This is a genomic window from Ruegeria sp. CDSA193, from assembly GCF_059611885.1.
This window is the reverse complement of sequence record NZ_JBXWPN010000001.1, coordinates 374,752-395,460: the sequence shown is the minus strand read 5'-3', so window position 1 is coordinate 395,460 and position 20,709 is coordinate 374,752. Positions and strand designations below refer to the sequence as shown.

The window sequence follows — 20,709 nt, the reverse complement described above, 5'->3', positions numbered from 1 at the left end:
AGGCACAGTGTCAATTACCCATAGGTTGAAATATAGGATCACAACCTCTTGAAACTTTGTCATGACTCCCCATATTTACTGCATACCATCGTATACAATAACGGAGACAGCCCACTGATGCTCAGTTTTCTACTCGAGGGTGCATTTGTGCCCTTTACCATTGCGATTGCGTTGTTGTTTGGCCTTTTGGGGCTGGAACTGGTGGCGCTGTTGCTGGGTGGAAGCCTGATGGCGGGTGAGGGCGAGGTTGACCTTGATGTGGTTGACGCTCCGGAATTGGACATTGGTGATTTCGAACTTGATCTGGACGCGGATGTCGATCTGGGTGAGTTCGAGCTGGCCGAGGTCGCGGCGGAAACGCCGGTTGTGGCCTCGGACGGTCCTGCAAGCTGGCTGGGCTTTGGCAAAGTGCCGTTCATGATCTGGCTGGTGGTTCTGCTGGCTGGCTTCGGCCTGTCGGGCATCGGTCTGCAGCTGGGCCTGCGTGATGTGATGGGCTTTGATCTGCCCTCATGGATGGCCGCGATCCCGGCCGGGGCCTTTGGCATCTGGTTTGCGCGTGGCTTTAGCGCGGTCTTTGCCCGCCTGCTGCCGAAAACCGAGACCGAGGCGATGTCTGAACGGATGCTGGCCCGCCGTCGCGGTTTCATCTCGCAAGGGACAGCATCGCGTGGCCGCCCGGCCGAAGTGCGGGTCATGGATCGCTTTGGCAATGCGCATTACCTGCGCGCCGAGCCCCTGCAGGACAAGGATACGCTGGAACAAGGCACCGAAGTGCTTGTCTTGCGCGACCGACGGCAAGACCGGTTCGTTCTGGTCGGCTTGTCAGACTAACTAAATTTCAAACCCCAATCTTGGAGGATTTTGCATGGGACTTGAACTCCTGATCATTATTGTTGCGACCGTTTTATCGATACTAGTGTTAATTGGATTGGTTTTGAAACGGTTGTACCGACGGACCACCCGCGAGATCAGTCTTGTTAAGACTGGTGCTGGCGGCAAGAAAGTTATTATGGACGGTAGCGCTTGGGTTATCCCCCTTCTGCACGAAGTCAGCCCAGTAAACATGAAAACGCTGCGCCTTGAAGTTCAACGCAGCGCTGAGGCTGCCCTGATCACGAAAGACCGGATGCGTGTCGATGTAGGTGTCGAGTTTTATGTCTCGGTGATGGCTACGGACGAAGGCATCGCACGTGCCGCCCAAACCCTGGGCGCCCGCACATTCGATATCGAACAACTGCGTGAGATGATCGAAGGCAAACTGATCGACGGTCTGCGCGCCGTGGCCGCGCAGATGACCATGGACGGTCTGCACGAAAACCGCGCTGACTTTGTGCAAGAGGTGCAGAATGCGGTCTCCGAAGACCTGTTGAAAAACGGCCTGTCGCTGGAATCGGTCTCGCTGACCGCGTTGGACCAGACGCCGTTCGAAGCGCTGGATGAGAACAACGCCTTTAACGCCGTGGGTATGCGCAAGCTGGCCGAGGTGATTGCGACCTCGAAAAAAGAGCGCGCGCAGATTGATGCGGATGCCGAGGTAGAAGTGCGCCGTGCTGCCATGGAAGCTCAGCGTCAAAAGCTGTTGATCGACAAGGACGAAGAGCAGGCCCGCATCGAACAGACGCAACAGATCGAAACCCTGCGCGTGGCGCAAGAGGCCGAGATCGCCGCGCGGACCGAGGATTCGGTGCGTGAAACCGAACGTGCCCGGATTGCCCGTGAAGAAGCCATTCGTGGCGCCGATATCGAGCGCGAGCGTAAAATCCGTGAGGCCGAGATCTCGAAAGAGCGCGAATTAGAGGTTGCCGAGCAAGAGCGTCAGATCATCATCGCGCAGAAATCCGAAGAGGAAAGCCGCGCCCGTGCGTCTGCCGATCTGGCCCGCGCTGAGGCGACCAAAGCGACCGAAGCAGTGGTTACCGCCCGTCAGGTGGCCGAGGCCGAGCGTCAGAAGCAGATCGTGCTGATCGAAGCGACGCGTGAGGCTGAACGTCAGGCCACAGCCATCCGTCTGGCCGCCCAGGCCGAGAAAGAAGCTGCCGCCGACCGCGCCGAAGCCCGCCGTGAAGAGGCGCAAGCCGAAGCGGATGCGCTGAATATTCGCGCCGAGGCCAAGAAGAACGACATGCTGGCCGAAGCGGAAGGTAAGCGCGCGATTGTCGAGGCTGACAATGCCCTGTCCGTTGATCAGATCCGCCTGAAGGTTGATCTGGCCCGGATTGAAGCGATGCCGACGATCATTGCGGAAATGGTCAAACCTGCCGAAAAGATCGACTCGATCAAGATCCACCAGGTTGGCGGGATCGGTGCCGCCGGTGGTGGCGGAGGCGCCAATGGCGACAAGCCGGTGGTGAACCAGGCGCTGGATTCGATCATGGGTATGGCCGTGCAGATGCCCGCGCTGAAAAAGCTGGGCGAAGAGCTGGGCATGTCGATGGAGAACGGTGTGGGCGGTATCGTCAACGGCGCGCTCGAGCCGACGGTTGATCCGGTGGAAGAGGTCGAGGTGGTCGACAAGGAACCACGAACCGAACACTAAAGAGAAAGGGCCGGGATTTTCCCGGCCCTTTTTCTATCGTTCCTCGCGGGATCGTTTCAGCAAGCGCCCGATGGTAAACGAGGTTCGCGGTGAATAGACATAGCTGGTGCGTTCCTCGGGTGTTGGCCGCGACCGCATCCGCGCCAGACCAAAGATGATCAGGAACACGTGGCCAAGCGCTACAAAGGCAAAAAGCGCGCCGGGTCCAAAGGATTGAATCAAAGTGGATGACACGTAAGGCGAGGCAATCGCACCCAGCGCATACCAGAACATCAGCGCGGCAGAGAGCTCGACCCGCTGTTCGGTTGTGGCAAAATCGTTGGCATGTGCGGATGAAACTGAGAAAATCGGGAAGGTCGTAAAGCCGAACAAACACGCGGCCAGCATGACGCCGACGGTTCCGGTGTTGCTGGCGGCCATGGTCACACCGCAGCTTAGGACGGCGGCAACCGAAAGCCAGATCAGTACCCAGCGCCTGTCGTATTTATCGGCCAGCCATCCCATCGGATATTGCGCCAACGCGCCGCCCAGCACGAAAGACGCCAGGAAAAACGCGATCTGATCGACGCCAAGCCCGACCTCTTGCCCGTAAACAGGGCCGACCATCCGAAAGGACGCCGAGCTTAACGCGGCAACCACCACCCCGGCCACCGCCAGAGGAGAGCTGTTCCAGGCCAGTTTCGGGCGCAAGCGCGGGGCGTCGGGCGTTTCGGGCTGGCTGGCGCGGGTCAGTGTTAGCGGCAACAGGGCAGCGCAGCACAGGATCGCCAGCAAGTTATACGAGACATATGATGCTGGTGGCAGAACTGCGATGATCAGCTGGGCGCAGAGGGACGCGCCCATATCGACGATGCGATAGGTGCCCATGGCGCGCCCGCGCGTCTCATTCGTGACTTTTGCGTTCAGCCAGGCCTCGATCACTGTGTAGCACCCGGCGACACAGGCGCCTGACGCGATCCGAAGGGCCGCCCAGATATAAGCGTTGTCCGTCAGGGTGTGCCCCAGCAACCCCATTGCGCCCAAAGCTGTGCAAACGGCAAATGCCCGCGAATGGCCGACGCTTCCCATCAGGCGCGGGGCCCACCAGCATCCCACAAAGAAGCCAACGAAATGGGCCGAGCCCAACAGACCAATTTGCCCGGTGGTGAAATTCAGGGTCAGGCCGGAAATCGCATCCAGCGGGCCAACGCCACCGGTGGACAGTTGAAGCAGAATGACGGAAAGAAATAGGGCGGCAAAGGAAATGATCGTGCGCATGATGGGCTCAGATTGCGATATTTCCAGCGCGGTGCGCGCGGCCTATCGACTTTGTGGCGTCGTTTTTGATCTATCCAGTCTTTTTGATCTTGGCCCGGATATCAAGGCCAACAGTTTCCTTTACGAGGTCGGAATAACCCGAGGCGCCAAATTCGTGACGGTTCAGTGAACCGCTGAGTTGGATGGAGAGGTTATTCAAGTTGTCTCGGGCGCTGCCGGGCGGGCGAAAAATATTGGCGCGCAATGTGATTGGTCGCGTTACACCACGCAAGGTCAGGTCTCCTGTGATCTCTGCCCCGTTCGAGATACGTCCACCGTTGCCAAGCTGAATATCGGTCGAGGTGAAATGAATTGTGGGAAATCCTGTGGCGTCTAGAACCCCAGCGCTGAGCATGGGTTTGCGGGCAAAGGGCAGGTTGGTTCGCGCCTTGGCAACGTTCAGCGAAACATCCACCCGGCTGTTGGCCAGGTCGGTCATGTCAATTCGGATATCTGCAGATCGTATCGGCATGGTTCCGGACTGTGTGATTCCGGACAGCTCGAACGTAAAATCTACGGAAGTGCCATTGCGGACCAGTTCATAGGGACGCAACCCGGCCAGAGCCGGGTGCGCAAATGGAAGGGCGGTCAACCCGGACAGTATAGCGCGCCTTGTCAGTTGGGTCATATCATGACCTCCTGCCTGCGGGGCCGCGATCGCCTTAGCAACATCAGCAGGATAGCGATGTTCAGCCCGTTCCAGAGGATGCCATTGATAAAGGCCAGTTGATAATTTCCGGTTAAGTCGTATATCCACCCGGACATCCATCCGCCCAGTGCCATGCCCATGATGGTCATCATCATGACAAAGCCAACGCGTGCTCCGGCCTCTTGCGGGGGCATATATTCACGTACGACCAGCGCATAGCTGGGGACAATGCCGCCCTGCGCCAGACCGAACATGAGGCTGATAATGTAAAGTGAGGCCATCCCGTCATAGGGCAGGAACAGAAATAGGGCGATACATTGCAGGAAAGAGCCGACCAGCAATGTCATCAACCCGCCCAGCTTGTCGGCGACCAACCCCGAGATCACTCGGCTGACCACGCCGCCCAGCAACATCAGCGAGAGCATCTCGGCCCCGACCGCCGGGCCATATCCGAGCCCGACGCAGTAGGATACGATATGGACCTGCGGCATCGACATGGCCACGCAACAGCCAATTCCGGCCAGACCAAGAACGTATTGCAAGCTGCGCGGCGATATTCCCACGCTGCGCGCGTTGATCTGCGCATTGGCGGCGGCGGTCCGATGGGCCTCGATCGGGACTTGCCGGCGCAGCAGCAGAGACAGGGGTATGACAACGAGCAGCGTTATGACCGCCAGCGTCAGATAGACCTGCTGCCATCCCTCACGTGCAAGGATGCCTGACAGAAGCGTTGGCCAGATCGCCCCGGACAGGTAGTTTCCGCTGGCAACCAACGCCACCGCAATCCCGCGGCGTTTCATGAACCAGTGTGAGATATCCGCGATCAGAGGGCCAAAACCAACAGCCGTGCCCAACCCCAACAGCAGATGGGCCAGTGACAAGAGCAGCATATTCGGCGCCCATGTTGCCAACAGATAGCTGACCGCGCTCAGAAGGGCGGCACCGATCAGTGCCTTGGTCACGCCCAACCGATCAACCAGTTGCCCCAGCCACATGTTCCCCAGTGCAAACCCGATCATCGACAAGACATAGGGAAATGAGGCTTCGGCCCGACCGGCGCTGAATTGCGCCTCGATCGCGGGCATCACGACGATTACCGCCCACATGCCCACATTCGCCACCGTAGCGATTGCGAGGGTGATCAGAAGGCGAAGCCAAGAATAGCGGCTGTCATGGATTGGATGGCTCATACCGGAACGCTAGGGGTGGATGTGGCACTTGGCTAGTCACAAGTGCCGTGAGCCGCGTAACTTATTCACCCCAATACACATCTTGGGCCTTGATCCGCGTCAGGTTCAGTCCGGCATGTGTCTTGGTCTGGGTGGCCTGCCAGCTGACCGGGGGCAGGGCGCGGGCGCGACGGCGGGTCAGGGTCCAGCAGGGAACCCCGGCGTGATGATCCGCAGCCATGTGCCAGCGGGTTTCAACCCCCTGTGCGCCGCCATCGCCAGGGGTCAGTAGCAGGCCAAGCGGGGCTGGCCCCATCGTGCCGCCTTGTTCCGCGGCCAGATGCATCCGTCGGACCGGCGTCAGGCCGGGTGCCTCGGGCAGATCGCAGATCACCAGTGGGGTTGCCCCGCTGCGCAACGCTTCTTCCATGCACCACAGCAGGTCCTCGGCATGGTTGGGGCGGGCAAACAGGAACCGAGCAGGATCGGCAAAGGCCATCATCCCGCCTGGGTGCAACTGGCTGGCCTCCCACGCGGGGGAAATCCACAACACCGGCCCCTGTGCCTGACCGGCCAACCACATGGCAAAGCTGCGCCGGGCGGGGCCGCAGGCCTCGTGCACGCGGGCCAGTTGCAGAGTGATCTGCGGATGGAGCTGCAGCCCCGCCATTTGTCGTGCAGGCTTGCGGCCAAGAAGATGTGTGGACATGCTATTACTCTAGCATGTTCTCATTATGTTCTCAATATCGAGAGGGCATCAGCGCGACAGGATCAGACGCCCATCCGCGAATTGAATATTCGAGAACCGGTGCAGGTAATCCATGCCCAGCAAGGACTGATCCAGCGCCCCTTCATTCACCCAGGCCGAGACATTGCGATCCGTGATTGGCCCCAGTTCAAGGCTGTCCAGCCGTATCGGGGCGGTGCGCACCTCGCCATTGGCCGTCAGGGCCCGCCCGAAATAGTTCAGCTGATCGGGGTCAACACCGATGCGTCTGGCATCCGCCTCGTTCAACACAATCTGGCTGGCGCCGGTATCGACCAAAAAGGTGATGGGTTCTCCGTTGACCAGAACCGGTAGATAGTAATGCCCGTCATAGGCGCGCGGCACTTCGATGCTTTCGCCGGTCACTGTCATCTGCGGGGCAGGGCCAACAGTGCTGCGGATATCGCCCCATAGTCCATAGGCGGCAATGATGCCGATAAAAATAAACACCCAGGCCAGAGCCTGTTGCAACGTTTTGTTCAGGCTTTGCCGGTTCTGAGAGATAAACCAGGCCACGACCGCTGCGCCCAGCAATCCAAGATAGGCCAGATTTGCAATGCTGTCGCCGTCCATACCGATACCTTACTACGTCACTCGAATCCAATATGGGGATTTATGACGCAAATCCAAAGGCTTTTAGCCCATCCAAGATAAACTGAACTGACAAGGCCGCCAGCAGCATGCCCAGCAGGCGGGTCAGCACATTCAGCCCGGTCTTGCCCAGAATTCGTGCCACCGCGCCTGAAGACAGGTAGGTGACGAACACCATCGCCACTACGATCAGCATCATGCCGATCACCACGGCCAGACCCTCTATGCCCGGATGCTGCCCGGCCAGCAGGATCATTGTGGCAATCGCGCCGGGTCCTGCAATCAGGGGAATACCCAGCGGAAATACCGAAGGATCGGGATGCTCTTCTTCTTCGGCGCTGTTTTCGCGCCGCTTGGTGCGCCGTTCGAACAGCATGTCCAGCGCTGTGAGGAACAACAGAACGCCGCCCGCAACGCGGAACGCCTCCATCGAGATGCCAATAAAGCCCAGAACCGCCTCGCCGAATGCGGCGAACATGGCCAGAATTCCAGCCGCCGTCAGACAGGCGCGCACCGCTATTGTATAGCGCGCATGCCGGTCCATGCCTTGTGTCAGGGCCACAAAGATCGGCGTTTGTGCTGGCGGATCAATGACCACAAGCAATGTTGTAAACGAGGTTATGAGAAAGGCTGTATCCATCATGCTGCGGTCTCTGCCTGTTCCAACCGCTCTGCTGCAACCACCCAAAGTGCCTCGGCTTTTTGCATGGCCTTGACCACCTCGGCAAATTTCCGGTTCCAGATTGCCAGGTCGTTGATCTTGTCGTCTTCATACAAACTGGGGTCTGCCAGTTTGGCCGAGAGCTTTTCGTGCATATCCGTCAATTTCTCGATCCGTTCCTCGCATTTGCGCAGATCGGCGCGCAGGGTCAGAACCACCTCGCGCGATGGGCGTTTGGGCTTGGCCGTCAGCGGCTTTTCCTTAACAGATTTGTCGCGGCCCAGCAGAAGGGACCGATAGGATTCCAGATCCCCGTCAAACTGTTTGACGGATCCGTCCGAGACCAGCCAGAGGTGGTCCGCCACCAGCGACAGTAGGTGCATGTCATGACTGACCAGCACTACGGCCCCGGAATAGGCGGTCAATGCCTCAACCAGCGCCTCGCGGCTTTCGATGTCCAGATGGTTGGTCGGTTCGTCCAGAATCAGCATATGCGGGGCGTCGATGGTGGCCAGCAGCAGCGACAGGCGCGCCTTTTGTCCGCCGGACAGCCGCCCGACCTTGGTTTCTGCCTGATCGGCATTCAATCCGAACCCGGCCAAACGCGAGCGCCACTTGCCCGGTGCTTCATTCGGGCGCAATCGGCGCAGATGATCCAAGGGCGTCTCGTCCACATGCAGCTCATCCACCTGATGCTGTGCAAAATAGCCGATGCGCAGCTTGGTGCTGCGGCTCATCTTGCCAGCCATCAACGGCAGACGATCAGACAGCAGCTTGGACAGGGTCGATTTGCCCTGACCGTTCTTGCCCAGCAGCGCGATACGGTCATCCTGATCAATGCGCAGGTTCAGTCTGCGCAGCACCTCGGTCTCGCCGTATCCCGTCACACCGCCTTCGATCTGAATGATCGGGGGCGACAGTTCTTCGGGTTCTGGGAAGGAAAAAGCGCGCAGAGCAGCCTCTTGCGGGGTCGAGACCAACTGAATGCGTTCGATCATCTTCAGGCGCGACTGGGCCTGAACTGCTTTGGACGCCTTATAGCGAAAGCGATCCACGAAGCTTTGCAGATGCGCGATGCGCGCCTTCGCCTTGGCGTTTTCCGATTCCGCCTGTGCCAGACGTTCAGCACGGCGTTCGGCGAATTTGTCGTAAGGCACCGCGTAATAGGTCAGCTTGCGGTCTTCCAGATGCAGGATCGACCCCACAGCGCGGTTCAGCAAGCCGCGGTCATGGCTGATTATGATCACCGTGTGCGGATATTTCGCCAGATAGCTTTCCAGCCACAGCGCGCCTTCCAGATCCAGATAGTTGGTCGGTTCGTCCAGCAGCAACAGATCAGGCTGCGAGAACAGCACCGCTGCTAGCGCGACGCGCATGCGCCAGCCGCCGGAAAAGTCCGAACAGGGTTTCAGTTGATCCTCGTCATCGAACCCCAACCCTTTGAGGATCGAGGCTGCGCGCGCTTCGGCCGACCAGGCGTCTATATCGGCCAGCCGGGTCTGAATATCGGCGATGCGTCCGGGGTCCGTGGCACTATCGGCTTCAGTCATCAACGCGCTGCGCTCGGTATCGGCGGCCAGAACGGTATTGATCAGTGAGGCCTCGGACGAGGGCACCTCTTGCGCCACGCCACCAATACGCGCCCGTTTCGGGACAGCGATACTGCCCGATTCCAGCGCCAGTTCCCCCCTGATCAAGCGAAACAGGGTGGTCTTGCCGGTGCCATTGCGCCCCACTAGTCCAACCTTGTGGCCATCGGGGATGGTTGCGCTTGCGCCCTCGAACAAAGGGCGGCCTTCAACGGCATAGGTGATGTCTTGAATCCGTAACATATGCTGCTCTTAGCAGAGCCGTTATGCCGCCGCCAGCAGCTTGCATGTTCAACCGGCATTCAATGTGTTAGCGCTGTTTTGCCTGAAGTTTTCACACGGTTCCATCATGCATACAGCCCGAACACCTCCGTCGTTGGTCACGCTGGTCTTTGCCACGGCGTTGTCGGTGCTGACGCTGAATATGTTCCTGCCATCGCTGGCGCATATGAGCGTGGACTTTCAGGTGGATTACGGCCTTATGAATCTGGCGGTTGCGGGATATCTGGCGGTTTCTGCTGTGCTGCAACTGATTATGGGTCCTCTGTCGGATCGATATGGGCGCAGGCCGGTCCTGTTGATCTGCATGTCGATCTTCGTGGTCGCATCCATCGGCTGCGTGCTGGCTGGGTCAATCTGGGTGTTTCTGGGTTTTCGCCTCATTCAGGCTGTGGTCGTCGCCGGGTCTGTGCTGTCCAGCGCCTCAATCCGCGACCGCTATCCCCCCAACGAGGCGGCCAGCAAGCTGGGCTATGTCGCAATGGCTATGGCGTTGGCGCCAATGCTGGGGCCGATGTTGGGCGGCGCGTTGGACATGCTGTTTGGCTGGCGCTCGGGGTTTGTTCTGTATTCCGTACTTGGCACCGGTCTGCTGGCTTTGCTGTGGTTTGATATGGGAGAGACCAATATAAACCGCGCCCCAACATTCGCGGCGCAGCTGAAGGAATATCCGCATCTGTTCCGCGCCCGAAGGTTTTGGGGTTATGCCCTATGCGCGGCATTTTCGATCGGCGGCTTTTTCAGTTTTATCACCGGTGCACCGTTGGTTGCAGCTGCTTGGTTTGATCTGAGCCCCGCGATGCTGGGTCTTGGGATCGGCATTATCACCGGCGGGTTCATGGTCGGGAATTTTGTCACTGGCCGATTGGCGGCGCGGACGCAGTTAACAACGATGATCCTGATAGGGCGGAATGTGGCCACGGCAGGGCCGCTTTGCGGGCTGCTTCTGTTTTGGGTCGGGCTTGGTACGGTTTGGGTCTTTTTCGGCTCGGCCATCTGTGTCGGTTTCGGCAATGGACTGACCAACGCCAATGCATCGTCGGGCGTGATGTCGGTTCGTCCCAAACTGGCAGGCAGCGCGGCGGGCCTGTCAGGTGCAATGATCGTTGCGCTGGGGGCGGTTCTGACCACGATCACCGGCGCCTTTGTCAGCCCGGAAAACGGACCCTTTCTTGTGCTTGGCATGATGTGCGGGTGCAGCTTTATCGGCCTTCTGGCCGTGCTCTATGTTCGTAGGATCGACCGTCTGGACCCGTTGCCCGGCACATTGTGACCGGCAAAGCGCCGGAGCAGGGCATCATAACACTTTTCATAAGCTACAGACCATGATACGCGGCCCGCGATGGATTTCGGCGCGGGCCCCGCGCCCTATTTTAAGGAGAGGCCGACATGGCACTGGAACGCACATTCTCGATCATCAAACCCGATGCAACCCGCCGCAACCTGACTGGCAAGATCAACGCCAAGTTTGAAGAGGCCGGTCTGCGCATCGTAGCGCAAAAGCGCATTCACATGACCAAAGCACAAGCTGGCAAGTTCTATGACGTCCACGCCGAGCGCCCGTTCTATGACGAACTGTGTGAATTCATGTCGTCCGAGCCGGTTATTGTACAGGTTCTGGAAGGCGAAGGCGCCATTGCCAAGAACCGCGAAGTCATGGGCGCAACCAACCCCGCAGATGCGGCCCCCGGCACCATCCGCGCTGAGTTCGCTGAATCGGTTGGCGAGAACTCGGTCCACGGTTCAGACGCACCGGAAACCGCAGCGGTTGAGATCGCCTATTTCTTCTCGGGCATCGAACTAGTCGGCTAATCTGTTTTAAGATCAAGCCTATAAAGCCGCTCCCGGGGTCGGGGGCGGCTTTTTCTATGCGGGTTTCAAGTCGTCCGAAGATATCCGGACGCCGATCGCATCCAAGTCGGCGATCATCTTCGTTTGCGGCGCAGTGCTGTTGCTGGCTTTGATTGCGTCGAACCTTTGCCGCAGGGCTTTTTTCTCTTCGCCTTTGCAATCGTTCCAGGGGCGGCCTTGCAGCCCCATCACCAAAACATAATAGCCGATGAAATGAGGGCGCGATCCTGCCTGCAAGAGTTTTGCGTAGGCCGCGTCGGGGCCTATCTCGCGCAGTTGCTGGGCCGAGTGGATACCGGCACGCGCGCAAGCCTGTTCATAGGCCGGGCCGAGATTACGGATAGTTGAGATCGGGTCAGACATAATCGACGTTTTAACCGGTGTCAGAATTACTGTCACCCGATCCTTTTTTACCTTTGCGGTTCATGATTACCGGATCAGGGTTTGCGCGACAGACGAATAGTGGCTTCAAGGCCCGGATCACAGTTGCGGGCGTCGAACATGCCTTTGTGCATATGCGATATCGCTGCGACCAAAGCTAGGCCCAGACCTGCATTGCGCTCGGTCCGGGCGGGATCGAGTGTCACAAAGGGCATCTGCAGACGGGCCAGATCGTCCTGTGGTACACCGGGGCCGCGATCCCGCACGCTGAGGTTGGTATACAAGCCGTCATCCGCAATATTGATCGTGACAGTCGTACCATCAGGCGCATATCGCAGGGCATTTTCTAGCAGATTGGACAAAGCCTGAGACAAAAGGGGTCGGTGGCCGGGAAGGGGGGTGGTTGACCCGGTAACCTCAAGCATTACGCCCTGATCAGCGGCAACCGGATCATACAGCTCGACCACGTCGGCCACCAGTTGCTGCAGGTCCAGATCTTCGAACTGCTCACGCCCGACACCCGCCTCGGCGCGCGAAATCTCGGTCAGTTGACCCAGAACCCGCAGGACATGATCAACCTCGGTCGTCGCGCGCGCGATGTCGATTTCGCGATCCTGTTCGGATTTGCGGCTATCTGACAGGGATTCGACCCGCTGTTTCAACCGCGACAAAGGAGAGCGTAGATCATGCGCGATCGAATTCGAGGTCGTCCGTAGATTGCTGACCAACTCCTCGATCCGGTCCAACATCGTATTGAGCGTACCTGAAACTTGATCGAATTCATCACCGGTCCCGCGCAAGGGCATCCTGCGCGACAGGTCGCCTGAAACGATATTTTCTGCGGTCGAGGCGATGTCAGACAAGCGCGAAAAGACGAGCCTGGTAAACAGCCAGCCTGTCAGGACGCTCAGCGCCAGCGCGATTGCCAGCGCGAAGCCGACCGAGCGTAAAAGAACACGGTCAAACTGCTGTCGTGCCAACGCATCCCGCCCGACAAGCAGGCGTTCTCCGCCCGGCAGACGAATGGATGCAGCCGAGATTGGCACCAGCTGTTCGCTGTCCGAGCGTCGCAGCTCAAGTTGGACCCAACCACTTCCGGCAGTGATGTCATCGGGCCATTGCCTCAGGTTGCCAGCCAATTTCGTCCCGTTGCGGTCGGTCAATAAGTAAAGGGCATCCCGTTCAGAGGCGGTGGGAATACGGCGTTCGATGGCTGTCAGCAAACCGATGAGCCCGCGCCTTTCGTATTCATCGGCCAGACCGGTCAATTCCGCGGAAACCACCGAGCGGGTTTCGCTTTCGATACTGCGATTTGCGGTGACATAGACAAGGGCCAGCACGGTGGCTGTCAGCAATGTGCTCAGAACCATGCTGGCCAGAACCAAACGTGTTCTGGAATTATTGAACGAAAGCCGCAGGTTATCCATCAGATATCATGTAACCTGCGCCCCGGACTGTTTCAATCAACGGGATCTCTCCGCCTTCATCCAATTGGCGGCGCAGTTTCGAGATATGGACGTCAACCACATTGGTGTTCGGGTCGAAATGATAATCCCAGACACCTTCCAGCAACATAGTGCGTGACACCACACGGTTCTTGCGTCTCAGGAAGAATTCCAAAATCTGAAATTCACGCGGTGTCAAGGTAATCTCTCGCCCGTTGCGGGTGACTTTGCGGGTCAGCAAATCCATATCCAGATCGCGGCAGGTCAGGGTCGGGTTTTCCTCAGATTCCTGCGGGCGTCTTAACAGAGCCTCGATCCGCGCATGCAGTTCCTGAAAAGAGAACGGTTTGACCAGATAATCATCTGCACCGGCCCTCAGGCCTTTGACTCTCTCATCGACCGCGCTCATTGCGGTCAACATCAGAACCGGAGTTTTCAGACCCGCGGCGCGCATGGATTTGATCAGTGACAGGCCGTCTAGACCGGGCAGCATTCGGTCCAGAACGATGGCGTCAAAGCCACCATCTGTGGCGTGATACAGCCCTTCGCGCCCATCCGCGGCCTGTTCGACGACATATCCTTCCTCGCTGAATCCTTTTGCTATGAATTCCCGGGTGTCTTCATCATCTTCAACGATCAACAGGCGTCGGCTCATGATCTGAAATCCTTTCTACCGGAACTTAAACACAATTTTTCAAACAAAGTACAAGATTTGACCGGTTTAGATGCCGGGTGCGTCGTTGCGCACCCGGCTGCTCCGGCAGATTGCGGACAATTCAATCATGCCAGAGAGGCGCCCGCCAGATCTCCCCATCACGTGGCGCGCGCAGGTGTTCGATCAGGCGATTTCCACCGCAACAAAGATCTGGTTGCCGCCACGGTTGATCAGGACAAGCGCGGGATCGGTTTTTTCGCTGTCCAGCGCGTCTTTCAGTGCGTCAGGAGTGGCCGTATCCTGGTTGCCTAGCTTCACGATCACGTCGCCACGCTGAAGACCGGCTTTGGCTGCAGGGCTGTCCGGTTTCAGGTCCGTGACGATCACACCGTCAATATTCTCGGCCACGCCCAGTTCCGCACGGTTGGTTTCTGTTAGTGGTGCAACGGTGACGCCCAGGGCGGTGCCCGAAATGCCTTCATCCACTGACTTGTCCATTTCGGCCGATGCGGACTGATGCTGTCCAATCGTCAACTTTATGTCTTGCTCACTGCCGTTACGCAAAACTGTAAGCGTGCTTTCTGTTCCAACCTTGGTAGTTCCGACAAGGATCGGCAGGTCGCTGCTGGACGCGACGGGTTCGCCGTTAAAGGTCAGGATGACGTCGCCCTGTTCCAGGACGCCTTCGGCAGGGCTGTTGGCTACAACGTCCGAAACCAATGCGCCGTTTGAGGCATCAATTCCCATCGCCGCAGCGATCTGAGGGCTGACATTCTGGATTGACACACCCAGCCAACCGCGGCTGACCTGGCCATCATCGCGCAGATCCGCGGCAATATGGTCCACAATGTTCGACGTGACGGCAAAACCCAACCCGACCGACCCACCGCTCGGGGAATAGATGGCCGAGTTCACGCCGATAACCTCACCATCCATGTTGAACAGCGGGCCACCGGAATTGCCTTTGTTGATGGCCGCATCCGTCTGGATGAACTCGGCATAAGGTCCCTGCGAAATATTGCGGTCCTTGGCCGATACAATCCCGGTCGTCACGGTCGAGCTGAGGCCAAACGGGTTCCCGATGGCGACAACATCCTCGCCCACACGGATCACATCGCTATTGCCAAGCTCTACGGCCTGAAGTGGCTCGCCCGCGTCGATCTTGAGAACCGCGATATCGGTCAACGGGTCGGTACCGATCACCTCAGCCTCAAAAGTTCGGTCATCATTCAGGCGAACGGTCACGGTCGCTGCATCGTCGACCACGTGATGGTTCGTAATGATGTATCCGGCTTCATCCAGTACAAAACCTGACCCCAAACCCTGAGAAGGACCACGACGGGGGGCATCGAACCCTTCAGGCACGCCAAAGCGTTTGAAGAATTCACCGAATGGTTGGCCTTCGAAATCAAACTGCTGTCCGGTTTCCGGGCCCTTGGCGGCGTTTTGTTCCGCGATGATGGTCACGACAGAAGGTGACACGCTCTCAACTAAATCAGCCAGCGCTTCGTCAGCTTTCGAGGGCAGGGCGGTCGTCGCCAACAATGCCGCACTCAGCGCTGAGACGCCTATCCAGTTTGATGTGCGTGGCATAAGAAGAGAGGATTTACGGATGCTCATTTTGGTCTCCTGATTGAAGCACGCGACACTGGCCGCGCCTTGGATCAAGAGATGCTGCATCAGTCTGTGACTTTCCTGATTGGTTGGTTAATAAATCTTAATTTTGCCACAAACGAGAGGCTCTATCCCGGCGTCGGGTGGCAAAGATTCGCGGAAATCTTCCGAATCATAAGGTGAGAATCGGTGGATTGTTGCCTGTTCGGCAGTCAAATGATGATTTTAGTTGAATTAAATCTGTTTGATAAACAAAACGAGCTCTCAGAAATTGATGGATTTATGACACAGCCATTGGTTGTGAGTGGATCTGGTCTCATAGGCTGAATTTGCCGGAAACATATCATATTATGAACATGTTATATATATGGTCTGTGATAAATTGAATGTACTTGCTTTTAGATTTTCACGGACGAACAACCTATAGTAGAAACACATTGAGAGAGATGTTGCGTAAAAACCAAACTGAAACATCAGAAAATGCAAGTTTAGGCCAATTTTACGTTGTTTGAGAGCATCTGATAGGTGACGATGGTCTTGCCCAAGCGAAGGGAAGTCGGCGGCACTAGGGGGTGCCAACGGCTTGTCACAGTCTCTGGAAGCGCTGAGCGGCATGTTAACGAGGGGGTCTTGTTTAGGTTCGGTTGCGGAATATTCGGAATGCCTAGTGTGTTCTGGACGCGCTTTCAGGATCAGTGAAAAGTGGTAGTCCTTAATTGGGTAACCGGCCCGGTCTTCATTGACCGGGCCGTACTCGTTTTAACTGTTGCGATTTTTGGTCCAGATATCCCATGCTTCGGGCGTGTCCAGATCCAGCACGGCATGTTGGCCGGGGAGCACACATAGATGGACCTTGTCCTGATGGTCCCGAACCACTGATTGTGCGCCTTCGTCTCCGGTCAGGCGGCTGATTTGATCAAACAGGAGACGGCTGAAAATCACAGGGTGGCCAGGCTGTCCTGACGCGGTCGACCCGCGCCAGATCAGCTTATCCGGATACGCCTTAGTCGCCTTGATCAGCGTCTGAAGGTCATCCAGCGTGATTTCAGGCAGGTCAGATAGCAGAACCATGACGGCTTCGGCCTCTGGCCCAACAGCGGACAGAGCCCCTCGTAAGCTTGCATTCATACCTTCCTCCGCATCTGCGATTTCGACCAGATGCAGGTCCAGCCCCTGCAACACGTCGTACCTGGGATGAGGCTTGGACGGCAGGGCAACAATAACCGACGATGCGGCCCGTGCTGTCTGGGCGGAACGGAGCAGCAGCGGGCAGCCATCAATCTCTTGCAGCAGCTTATCTGCGCCTCGCATACGCCGGGATTGTCCGGCGGCCAGAAGGATGATGGGTATTCGCGTCATGCGCCGACAATGCAGGCGTATGAAAGCAGTGTCATCCCCTCATACGCGCGCCATCGGCGTCGAATAACGGTTCTGAGATCACACGTGCCTTGCACAACTGGCCAAGTATTTCGATTTTTACTTCCAGCCCGTCCACAGCGCGGTCTGTTGGCAGAAACCCCATGGCAATGGACTTGCCTGCATAGTGTGAATAGCCACCCGAAGTGCAGAACCCGGCGACTTTTCCGTCCAGCCAAATCGGCTCATACGCGTTGACATCAGCGTCCTCGGCATCGACCTCGAACGCGACCAGCCGACGGGCAGGGCCTGAGGTGCGTTCCGCCTCGGCAGCTGCGCGGCCAATGAAATCGGCGTTCTTAGAGAATGAAATGAACCGATCCAGACCGGTCTCTGCGGCCGTGTAATCGGGCGAGAACTCTCGCATCCAGGAGCCAAAGAATTTGTCCAGTCGCAGGCTCATCATCGCGCGCATACCAAAGGGGACGATGCCGTGTTCTTGCCCGGCCTGCCATAGCGTCCACCACAACTGCCTTTGTGCCATGGGATCGCAGTAGATCTCGTACCCGAGATCGCCGGTATAGCTGACGCGCTGGACGATACAGTCGGTCATCCCAACGGTCATGCGGCGCAGATCGAGGAACCGAAATCCGCTCAGGTCATCACGGGTGCAGGCCGCCAAAACCTGCGTGGCTTTTGGGCCTGCGATCTGGAACCCGTTCTGCCGATCGCTGATGTTTTCGACAGTCACGCCATTCTGCGCATTTTGCAGGAACCAGCGCATGTGAAACGCCTGAGAGCCGTAGGAGGCGGTCAGACGGAACTCGGTCTCATCAAGACAGGAAACGGTAAAATCACCGATCAGCTTGCCCTTTGGAGATAGCATCGGGGTTAGCGACACGCGGCCCGGTTTGGGGATTCGGCCCGCCATGATCCGATCCAGCCAATCACGGGCAGCAGGTCCAACAATGCGGTATTTACCAAAATTGTGCACTTCGTTGATGCCAACACTTGATCGCACGGCCCGAACCTCGCGCCCGGTGGCATCGAATGCGTTGGATCGGCGGAACGAGGGCGTTTCAAAGCCCGGTTCATCCCCCTGGGCGAAGTAATTGGGCACCTCAAGCCCGTATTGCTGACCCCACACAGCACCAAGATCGGTAAAGATATCATACATCGGCGTTGTGCGGGCTGGGCGAGCTGCCGGCAATTCCTCGTTCGGATAAGAGACGCTGAACCGCTTCTGATAGTTCTCGATGACCTTTGGACGGGTATAGCCTGGGCTGATCCAATCCCCGAACCGCGCCACGTCCATCGCAAAGACGTCGCGCTCTGGCTCACCCTCAATCATCCATTGCGCCAGTGTCAGACCAACGCCGCCGCCCTGGCTGAACCCGGCCATCACGCCGCAGGCCGACCAATAGTTGCGCAACCCCGGAACCGGCCCGACCAGAGGATTGCCGTCCGGTGCAAAGGTAAACGGCCCGTGGATCACCGATTTCACACCAGCCTCGGCCAGAACAGGAAAGCGGCGATAGGCGAATTCAATACTATCGGTGATCTTGTCGAAATCATCGGGAAGAAGCTCGTGACCGAAATCCCACGAGGTGCCGTCGACAGCCCAGGGCCTGCAGGTTTGTTCATAAAAGCCGATGCACAGACCGCGTCCCTCTTGCCGCAGATAGCTTTCGCCGGCGGGATCCATGACATGGGGATGTTCGCCGCCTGCGTCGATAATTGCCTCGATTTGGGGGATCGAGTCGGTGACCAGGTACTGATGTTCCATCGGATGCAGCGGGAAATAGACACCGGCCATGGCGCCAACCTCGCGCGCCCAGAGCCCACCAGCGTTGACCACATGTTCGGTGTGAATCGTGCCCTTGTTGGTGACCACATCCCAAGTGCCATCGGGGCGCTGATTTGTTTCGTGCACCATGCAATGGGTTTCGATTGTTGCGCCGCCCATCCGCGCCGCTTTGGCATAGGCATGGGTGGTTCCGGACGGATCAAGATGCCCGTCCAGCGGATCATAGAGCGCGCCGATGATGCCGTCGGTATTGGTGATCGGTGCGATTTTCCTTATCTCTTCAGGGCCTACGATTTCGGTCTCTAACCCCATAAAGCGGTGCTTGGCACGTTCGGCCAGGAGCATGTCAAACCGGTCGCGGTCGTCGGCCAACGTTATGCCGCCAACGTGGTGCAGGCCACAGGACATGCCGGTGATCTCTTCCAGCTCTTTATACAGCCGGATCGTATAGCCTTGCAGTGCGGCCATATTAGTGTCGCCGTTCAATGTGTGGAAACCACCCGCCGCGTGCCAGGTCGAGCCACTGGTCAATTCGGATCGCTCCAGCAGCATCACATCCGACCAGCCCAGCTTGGTCAGGTGATAAAGAACCGAACACCCGACAACGCCGCCACCGATTACAGCTACCTGAGTTGTTGTCTTCACGTCACAGTCTCCCCTTGCGATATAGTCAAAGCCTGCAATCGCAGAACCAGGGATACTGTTCCGTTCACGACATAGGCTGTCGCGGCGAGAGGATCAGAGGGGACGGATCTTCAGCTCTGTGATCCTGTTGCCTTCGCGCGCGACGACTTCGAATCTGAAACCGTGGAACGAGAATACCTGACCCGTGATCGGGATCATCTGCGCTTCGTGGATGACCAGACCGGCCACGGTATTGGCCTCTTCGTCGGGCAAAGACCATTCCATCGCGCGGTTTACATCGCGGATCGTCATGGCGCCTTCAACAAGGTACTGGCCGTCTTCGGTTCGCGTTACCGGGACGTCCTCATCAATATCAAACTCATCAGCAATCTCGCCGACGATTTCTTCGAGGATATCTTCAAGCGTGATTAGACCCCTGAGTGAACCATATTCGTCGACCACCAGCGCAAAATGGCTATGCATCCGCAGGAATTCCCGCATCTGATCGTCCAGAGTGGTCGTTTCAGGCACAAAATAAGGGGCGTTCGCTACCTTTGAGACATCGAACTCTTTCAGTCGGTTGTTTTCACGTTCGCTGCTTCCTGCATGAGCATACATAGCGCGGAACAGGTCTTTGGCGTGAACAACCCCAACGATGTTTTCTGGTTCGTCCCTAAAGACAGGCAGGCGTGTATGGGGGCTTTCAAGGCATTGTTTCAGGATCGCCTCGGGAGCGTCATCCGCATCAACCATCTCGATATTCGAACGATGGAGCATGATCTCTTCAACCGCACGTTCACCCAGATCCAAAGCGCCAAGAATGCGGTCACGGTCTTCCTTCTCGACCACGCCTTCGGAATGGCCCAGATGCAGGGCCCCAACGATTTCGTCGCGCACGGCCAGAATGTTGCTATCCGGGTCGATCTGTACACCGAAGAGGCGTAAAACTCCCCGTACCAATAGGCGTACGGCCGAAACGACCGGTGAGAATAGGGTGACAACCACGCTGATGATCGGAGCAACGGCGGATGCCGCTTTTTCCGAATTGGTTATGGCATAAGTCTTGGGCAAAACTTCAGCAAAAATCAGAACCAGCAAGGTCATGACCAGGGTTGCCAATGCTACGCCGCTTTCGCCAAAGAGGCGCGTGAACATCGCTGTGGCCAACGAGGCCGCAAGAATGTTGACCAGGTTGTTGCCCAGCAAAACCGATCCGATCAGCCGTTCGTTGTCGTCGGTGATGTCCAGCGCCTTCTGCGCCCCGCGCGACCCTTTGTCCGCCTGCGCCCGCAGCTTGCCGCGTGACGAGGCCGTCAGAGCCGTTTCAGAACCCGAGAAAAACCCCGATAAGAAGAGCAATAGCAATATGGCACCGGACGTAAGCCAGAATGTGCCGTCGATCAGAGAAGTTGAGGGTTCCATCGGTCCTTAGCTGCT

At 57.7% G+C, this 20,709-nt stretch carries 18 protein-coding genes; 4 read left to right on the top strand and 14 right to left on the bottom strand.

Going from position 1 to position 20,709, the window contains the following annotated elements:
- The first annotated feature begins 117 nt into the window (after positions 1–117).
- Both AC2FLG_RS01980 and AC2FLG_RS01975 read left to right on the top strand, forming a co-directional pair.
- Positions 118–834, top strand: coding sequence for an OB-fold-containig protein (locus AC2FLG_RS01980; protein WP_496687695.1), 717 nt, complete (start codon positions 118–120; stop codon positions 832–834).
- A 34-nt stretch (positions 835–868) separates the two neighbouring features.
- On the top strand, positions 869–2,539 hold the full coding sequence (locus tag AC2FLG_RS01975; RefSeq protein WP_496704789.1) for a flotillin family protein: 1,671 nt from the start codon (positions 869–871) through the stop codon (positions 2,537–2,539).
- Positions 2,540–2,572: 33 nt separating this feature from the next.
- On the opposite strand, the gene AC2FLG_RS01970 is transcribed toward AC2FLG_RS01975, so the two are convergent.
- The 7 genes from AC2FLG_RS01970 to AC2FLG_RS01940 form a co-directional block, all read right to left on the bottom strand.
- The gene (locus AC2FLG_RS01970) at positions 2,573–3,796 is read right to left on the bottom strand and encodes an MFS transporter (RefSeq protein ID WP_496704788.1); all 1,224 of its coding nucleotides are present in this window, start codon (positions 3,794–3,796) and stop codon (positions 2,573–2,575) included.
- Between the two features lie 70 nt (positions 3,797–3,866).
- Positions 3,867–4,463 carry a YceI family protein gene (locus tag AC2FLG_RS01965; RefSeq protein ID WP_496704787.1) on the bottom strand — a complete coding sequence of 199 codons (597 nt, stop codon included), beginning with the start codon at positions 4,461–4,463 and terminating at the stop codon, positions 3,867–3,869.
- Positions 4,460–5,674: an MFS transporter gene (locus AC2FLG_RS01960; RefSeq protein ID WP_282021326.1), complete on the bottom strand. Its 1,215-nt coding sequence runs from the start codon at positions 5,672–5,674 to the stop codon at positions 4,460–4,462. Before AC2FLG_RS01960 ends, AC2FLG_RS01965 begins: the two co-directional genes overlap by 4 nt.
- A gap of 61 nt (positions 5,675–5,735) precedes the next feature.
- Entirely contained in the window at positions 5,736–6,362 is a 627-nt protein-coding gene (locus AC2FLG_RS01955) for an ImuA family protein (RefSeq protein ID WP_496704785.1), read from the bottom strand.
- A 48-nt stretch (positions 6,363–6,410) separates the two neighbouring features.
- Complete coding sequence (locus tag AC2FLG_RS01950; RefSeq protein ID WP_142634277.1) at positions 6,411–6,992, bottom strand: retropepsin-like aspartic protease family protein; 582 nt, start codon at positions 6,990–6,992, stop codon at positions 6,411–6,413.
- A gap of 40 nt (positions 6,993–7,032) precedes the next feature.
- Positions 7,033–7,653, bottom strand: a complete 621-nt coding sequence (locus AC2FLG_RS01945) for a MarC family protein (protein ID WP_142634274.1) — start codon at positions 7,651–7,653, stop codon at positions 7,033–7,035.
- Entirely contained in the window at positions 7,650–9,503 is a 1,854-nt protein-coding gene (locus tag AC2FLG_RS01940) for an ABC-F family ATP-binding cassette domain-containing protein (RefSeq protein ID WP_496704784.1), read from the bottom strand. The genes AC2FLG_RS01945 and AC2FLG_RS01940 overlap by 4 nt, the downstream gene beginning before the upstream one ends.
- 106 nt (positions 9,504–9,609) lie before the next feature.
- On the opposite strand from AC2FLG_RS01940, the gene AC2FLG_RS01935 reads away from it, so the two are divergent.
- Both AC2FLG_RS01935 and ndk read left to right on the top strand, forming a co-directional pair.
- Positions 9,610–10,812, top strand: coding sequence for a multidrug effflux MFS transporter (locus tag AC2FLG_RS01935; protein WP_496700815.1), 1,203 nt, complete (start codon positions 9,610–9,612; stop codon positions 10,810–10,812).
- Between the two features lie 116 nt (positions 10,813–10,928).
- Positions 10,929–11,351, top strand: coding sequence for a nucleoside-diphosphate kinase (ndk, locus tag AC2FLG_RS01930; protein ID WP_142634270.1), 423 nt, complete (start codon positions 10,929–10,931; stop codon positions 11,349–11,351).
- 54 nt (positions 11,352–11,405) lie between these two features.
- Here the strand turns inward: ndk and AC2FLG_RS01925 are convergent, their stop codons facing one another.
- The 7 genes from AC2FLG_RS01925 to AC2FLG_RS01895 form a co-directional block, all read right to left on the bottom strand.
- Positions 11,406–11,753 carry a TfoX/Sxy family protein gene (locus AC2FLG_RS01925; protein WP_496687709.1) on the bottom strand — a complete coding sequence of 116 codons (348 nt, stop codon included), beginning with the start codon at positions 11,751–11,753 and terminating at the stop codon, positions 11,406–11,408.
- Between the two features lie 74 nt (positions 11,754–11,827).
- A complete protein-coding gene (locus tag AC2FLG_RS01920; RefSeq protein ID WP_496704782.1) occupies positions 11,828–13,198 on the bottom strand; it encodes a sensor histidine kinase in 1,371 nt (456 codons plus the stop codon).
- Complete coding sequence (locus AC2FLG_RS01915) at positions 13,191–13,871, bottom strand: response regulator transcription factor (RefSeq protein ID WP_142634264.1); 681 nt, start codon at positions 13,869–13,871, stop codon at positions 13,191–13,193. Before AC2FLG_RS01915 ends, AC2FLG_RS01920 begins: the two co-directional genes overlap by 8 nt.
- A 183-nt stretch (positions 13,872–14,054) precedes the next feature.
- Positions 14,055–15,491: a Do family serine endopeptidase gene (locus AC2FLG_RS01910; protein WP_282021323.1), complete on the bottom strand. Its 1,437-nt coding sequence runs from the start codon at positions 15,489–15,491 to the stop codon at positions 14,055–14,057.
- A 753-nt stretch (positions 15,492–16,244) separates the two neighbouring features.
- Positions 16,245–16,844, bottom strand: coding sequence for a nucleotidyltransferase family protein (locus AC2FLG_RS01905; protein ID WP_496704779.1), 600 nt, complete (start codon positions 16,842–16,844; stop codon positions 16,245–16,247).
- Between the two features lie 31 nt (positions 16,845–16,875).
- Positions 16,876–19,293: a GcvT family protein gene (locus AC2FLG_RS01900; protein WP_496704777.1), complete on the bottom strand. Its 2,418-nt coding sequence runs from the start codon at positions 19,291–19,293 to the stop codon at positions 16,876–16,878.
- A 93-nt stretch (positions 19,294–19,386) separates the two neighbouring features.
- Positions 19,387–20,694 carry an HlyC/CorC family transporter gene (locus AC2FLG_RS01895; protein WP_142634257.1) on the bottom strand — a complete coding sequence of 436 codons (1,308 nt, stop codon included), beginning with the start codon at positions 20,692–20,694 and terminating at the stop codon, positions 19,387–19,389.
- Positions 20,695–20,709: the final 15 nt, after the last annotated feature.

Bases quoted from the DNA above. Each gene is read 5' to 3' on its own strand.
- AC2FLG_RS01980 (WP_496687695.1), top strand. From the start codon at position 118: ATGCTCAGTTTTCTACTCGAGGGTGCATTTGTGCCCTTTACCATTGCG.
- AC2FLG_RS01975 (WP_496704789.1), top strand. From the start codon at position 869: ATGGGACTTGAACTCCTGATCATTATTGTTGCGACCGTTTTATCGATA.
- AC2FLG_RS01970 (WP_496704788.1), bottom strand. From the start codon at position 3,796: ATGCGCACGATCATTTCCTTTGCCGCCCTATTTCTTTCCGTCATTCTG.
- AC2FLG_RS01965 (WP_496704787.1), bottom strand. From the start codon at position 4,463: ATGACCCAACTGACAAGGCGCGCTATACTGTCCGGGTTGACCGCCCTT.
- AC2FLG_RS01960 (WP_282021326.1), bottom strand. From the start codon at position 5,674: ATGAGCCATCCAATCCATGACAGCCGCTATTCTTGGCTTCGCCTTCTG.
- AC2FLG_RS01955 (WP_496704785.1), bottom strand. From the start codon at position 6,362: ATGTCCACACATCTTCTTGGCCGCAAGCCTGCACGACAAATGGCGGGG.
- AC2FLG_RS01950 (WP_142634277.1), bottom strand. From the start codon at position 6,992: ATGGACGGCGACAGCATTGCAAATCTGGCCTATCTTGGATTGCTGGGC.
- AC2FLG_RS01945 (WP_142634274.1), bottom strand. From the start codon at position 7,653: ATGATGGATACAGCCTTTCTCATAACCTCGTTTACAACATTGCTTGTG.
- AC2FLG_RS01940 (WP_496704784.1), bottom strand. From the start codon at position 9,503: ATGTTACGGATTCAAGACATCACCTATGCCGTTGAAGGCCGCCCTTTG.
- AC2FLG_RS01935 (WP_496700815.1), top strand. From the start codon at position 9,610: ATGCATACAGCCCGAACACCTCCGTCGTTGGTCACGCTGGTCTTTGCC.
- ndk (WP_142634270.1), top strand. From the start codon at position 10,929: ATGGCACTGGAACGCACATTCTCGATCATCAAACCCGATGCAACCCGC.
- AC2FLG_RS01925 (WP_496687709.1), bottom strand. From the start codon at position 11,753: ATGTCTGACCCGATCTCAACTATCCGTAATCTCGGCCCGGCCTATGAA.
- AC2FLG_RS01920 (WP_496704782.1), bottom strand. From the start codon at position 13,198: ATGGATAACCTGCGGCTTTCGTTCAATAATTCCAGAACACGTTTGGTT.
- AC2FLG_RS01915 (WP_142634264.1), bottom strand. From the start codon at position 13,871: ATGAGCCGACGCCTGTTGATCGTTGAAGATGATGAAGACACCCGGGAA.
- AC2FLG_RS01910 (WP_282021323.1), bottom strand. From the start codon at position 15,491: ATGAGCATCCGTAAATCCTCTCTTCTTATGCCACGCACATCAAACTGG.
- AC2FLG_RS01905 (WP_496704779.1), bottom strand. From the start codon at position 16,844: ATGACGCGAATACCCATCATCCTTCTGGCCGCCGGACAATCCCGGCGT.
- AC2FLG_RS01895 (WP_142634257.1), bottom strand. From the start codon at position 20,694: ATGGAACCCTCAACTTCTCTGATCGACGGCACATTCTGGCTTACGTCC.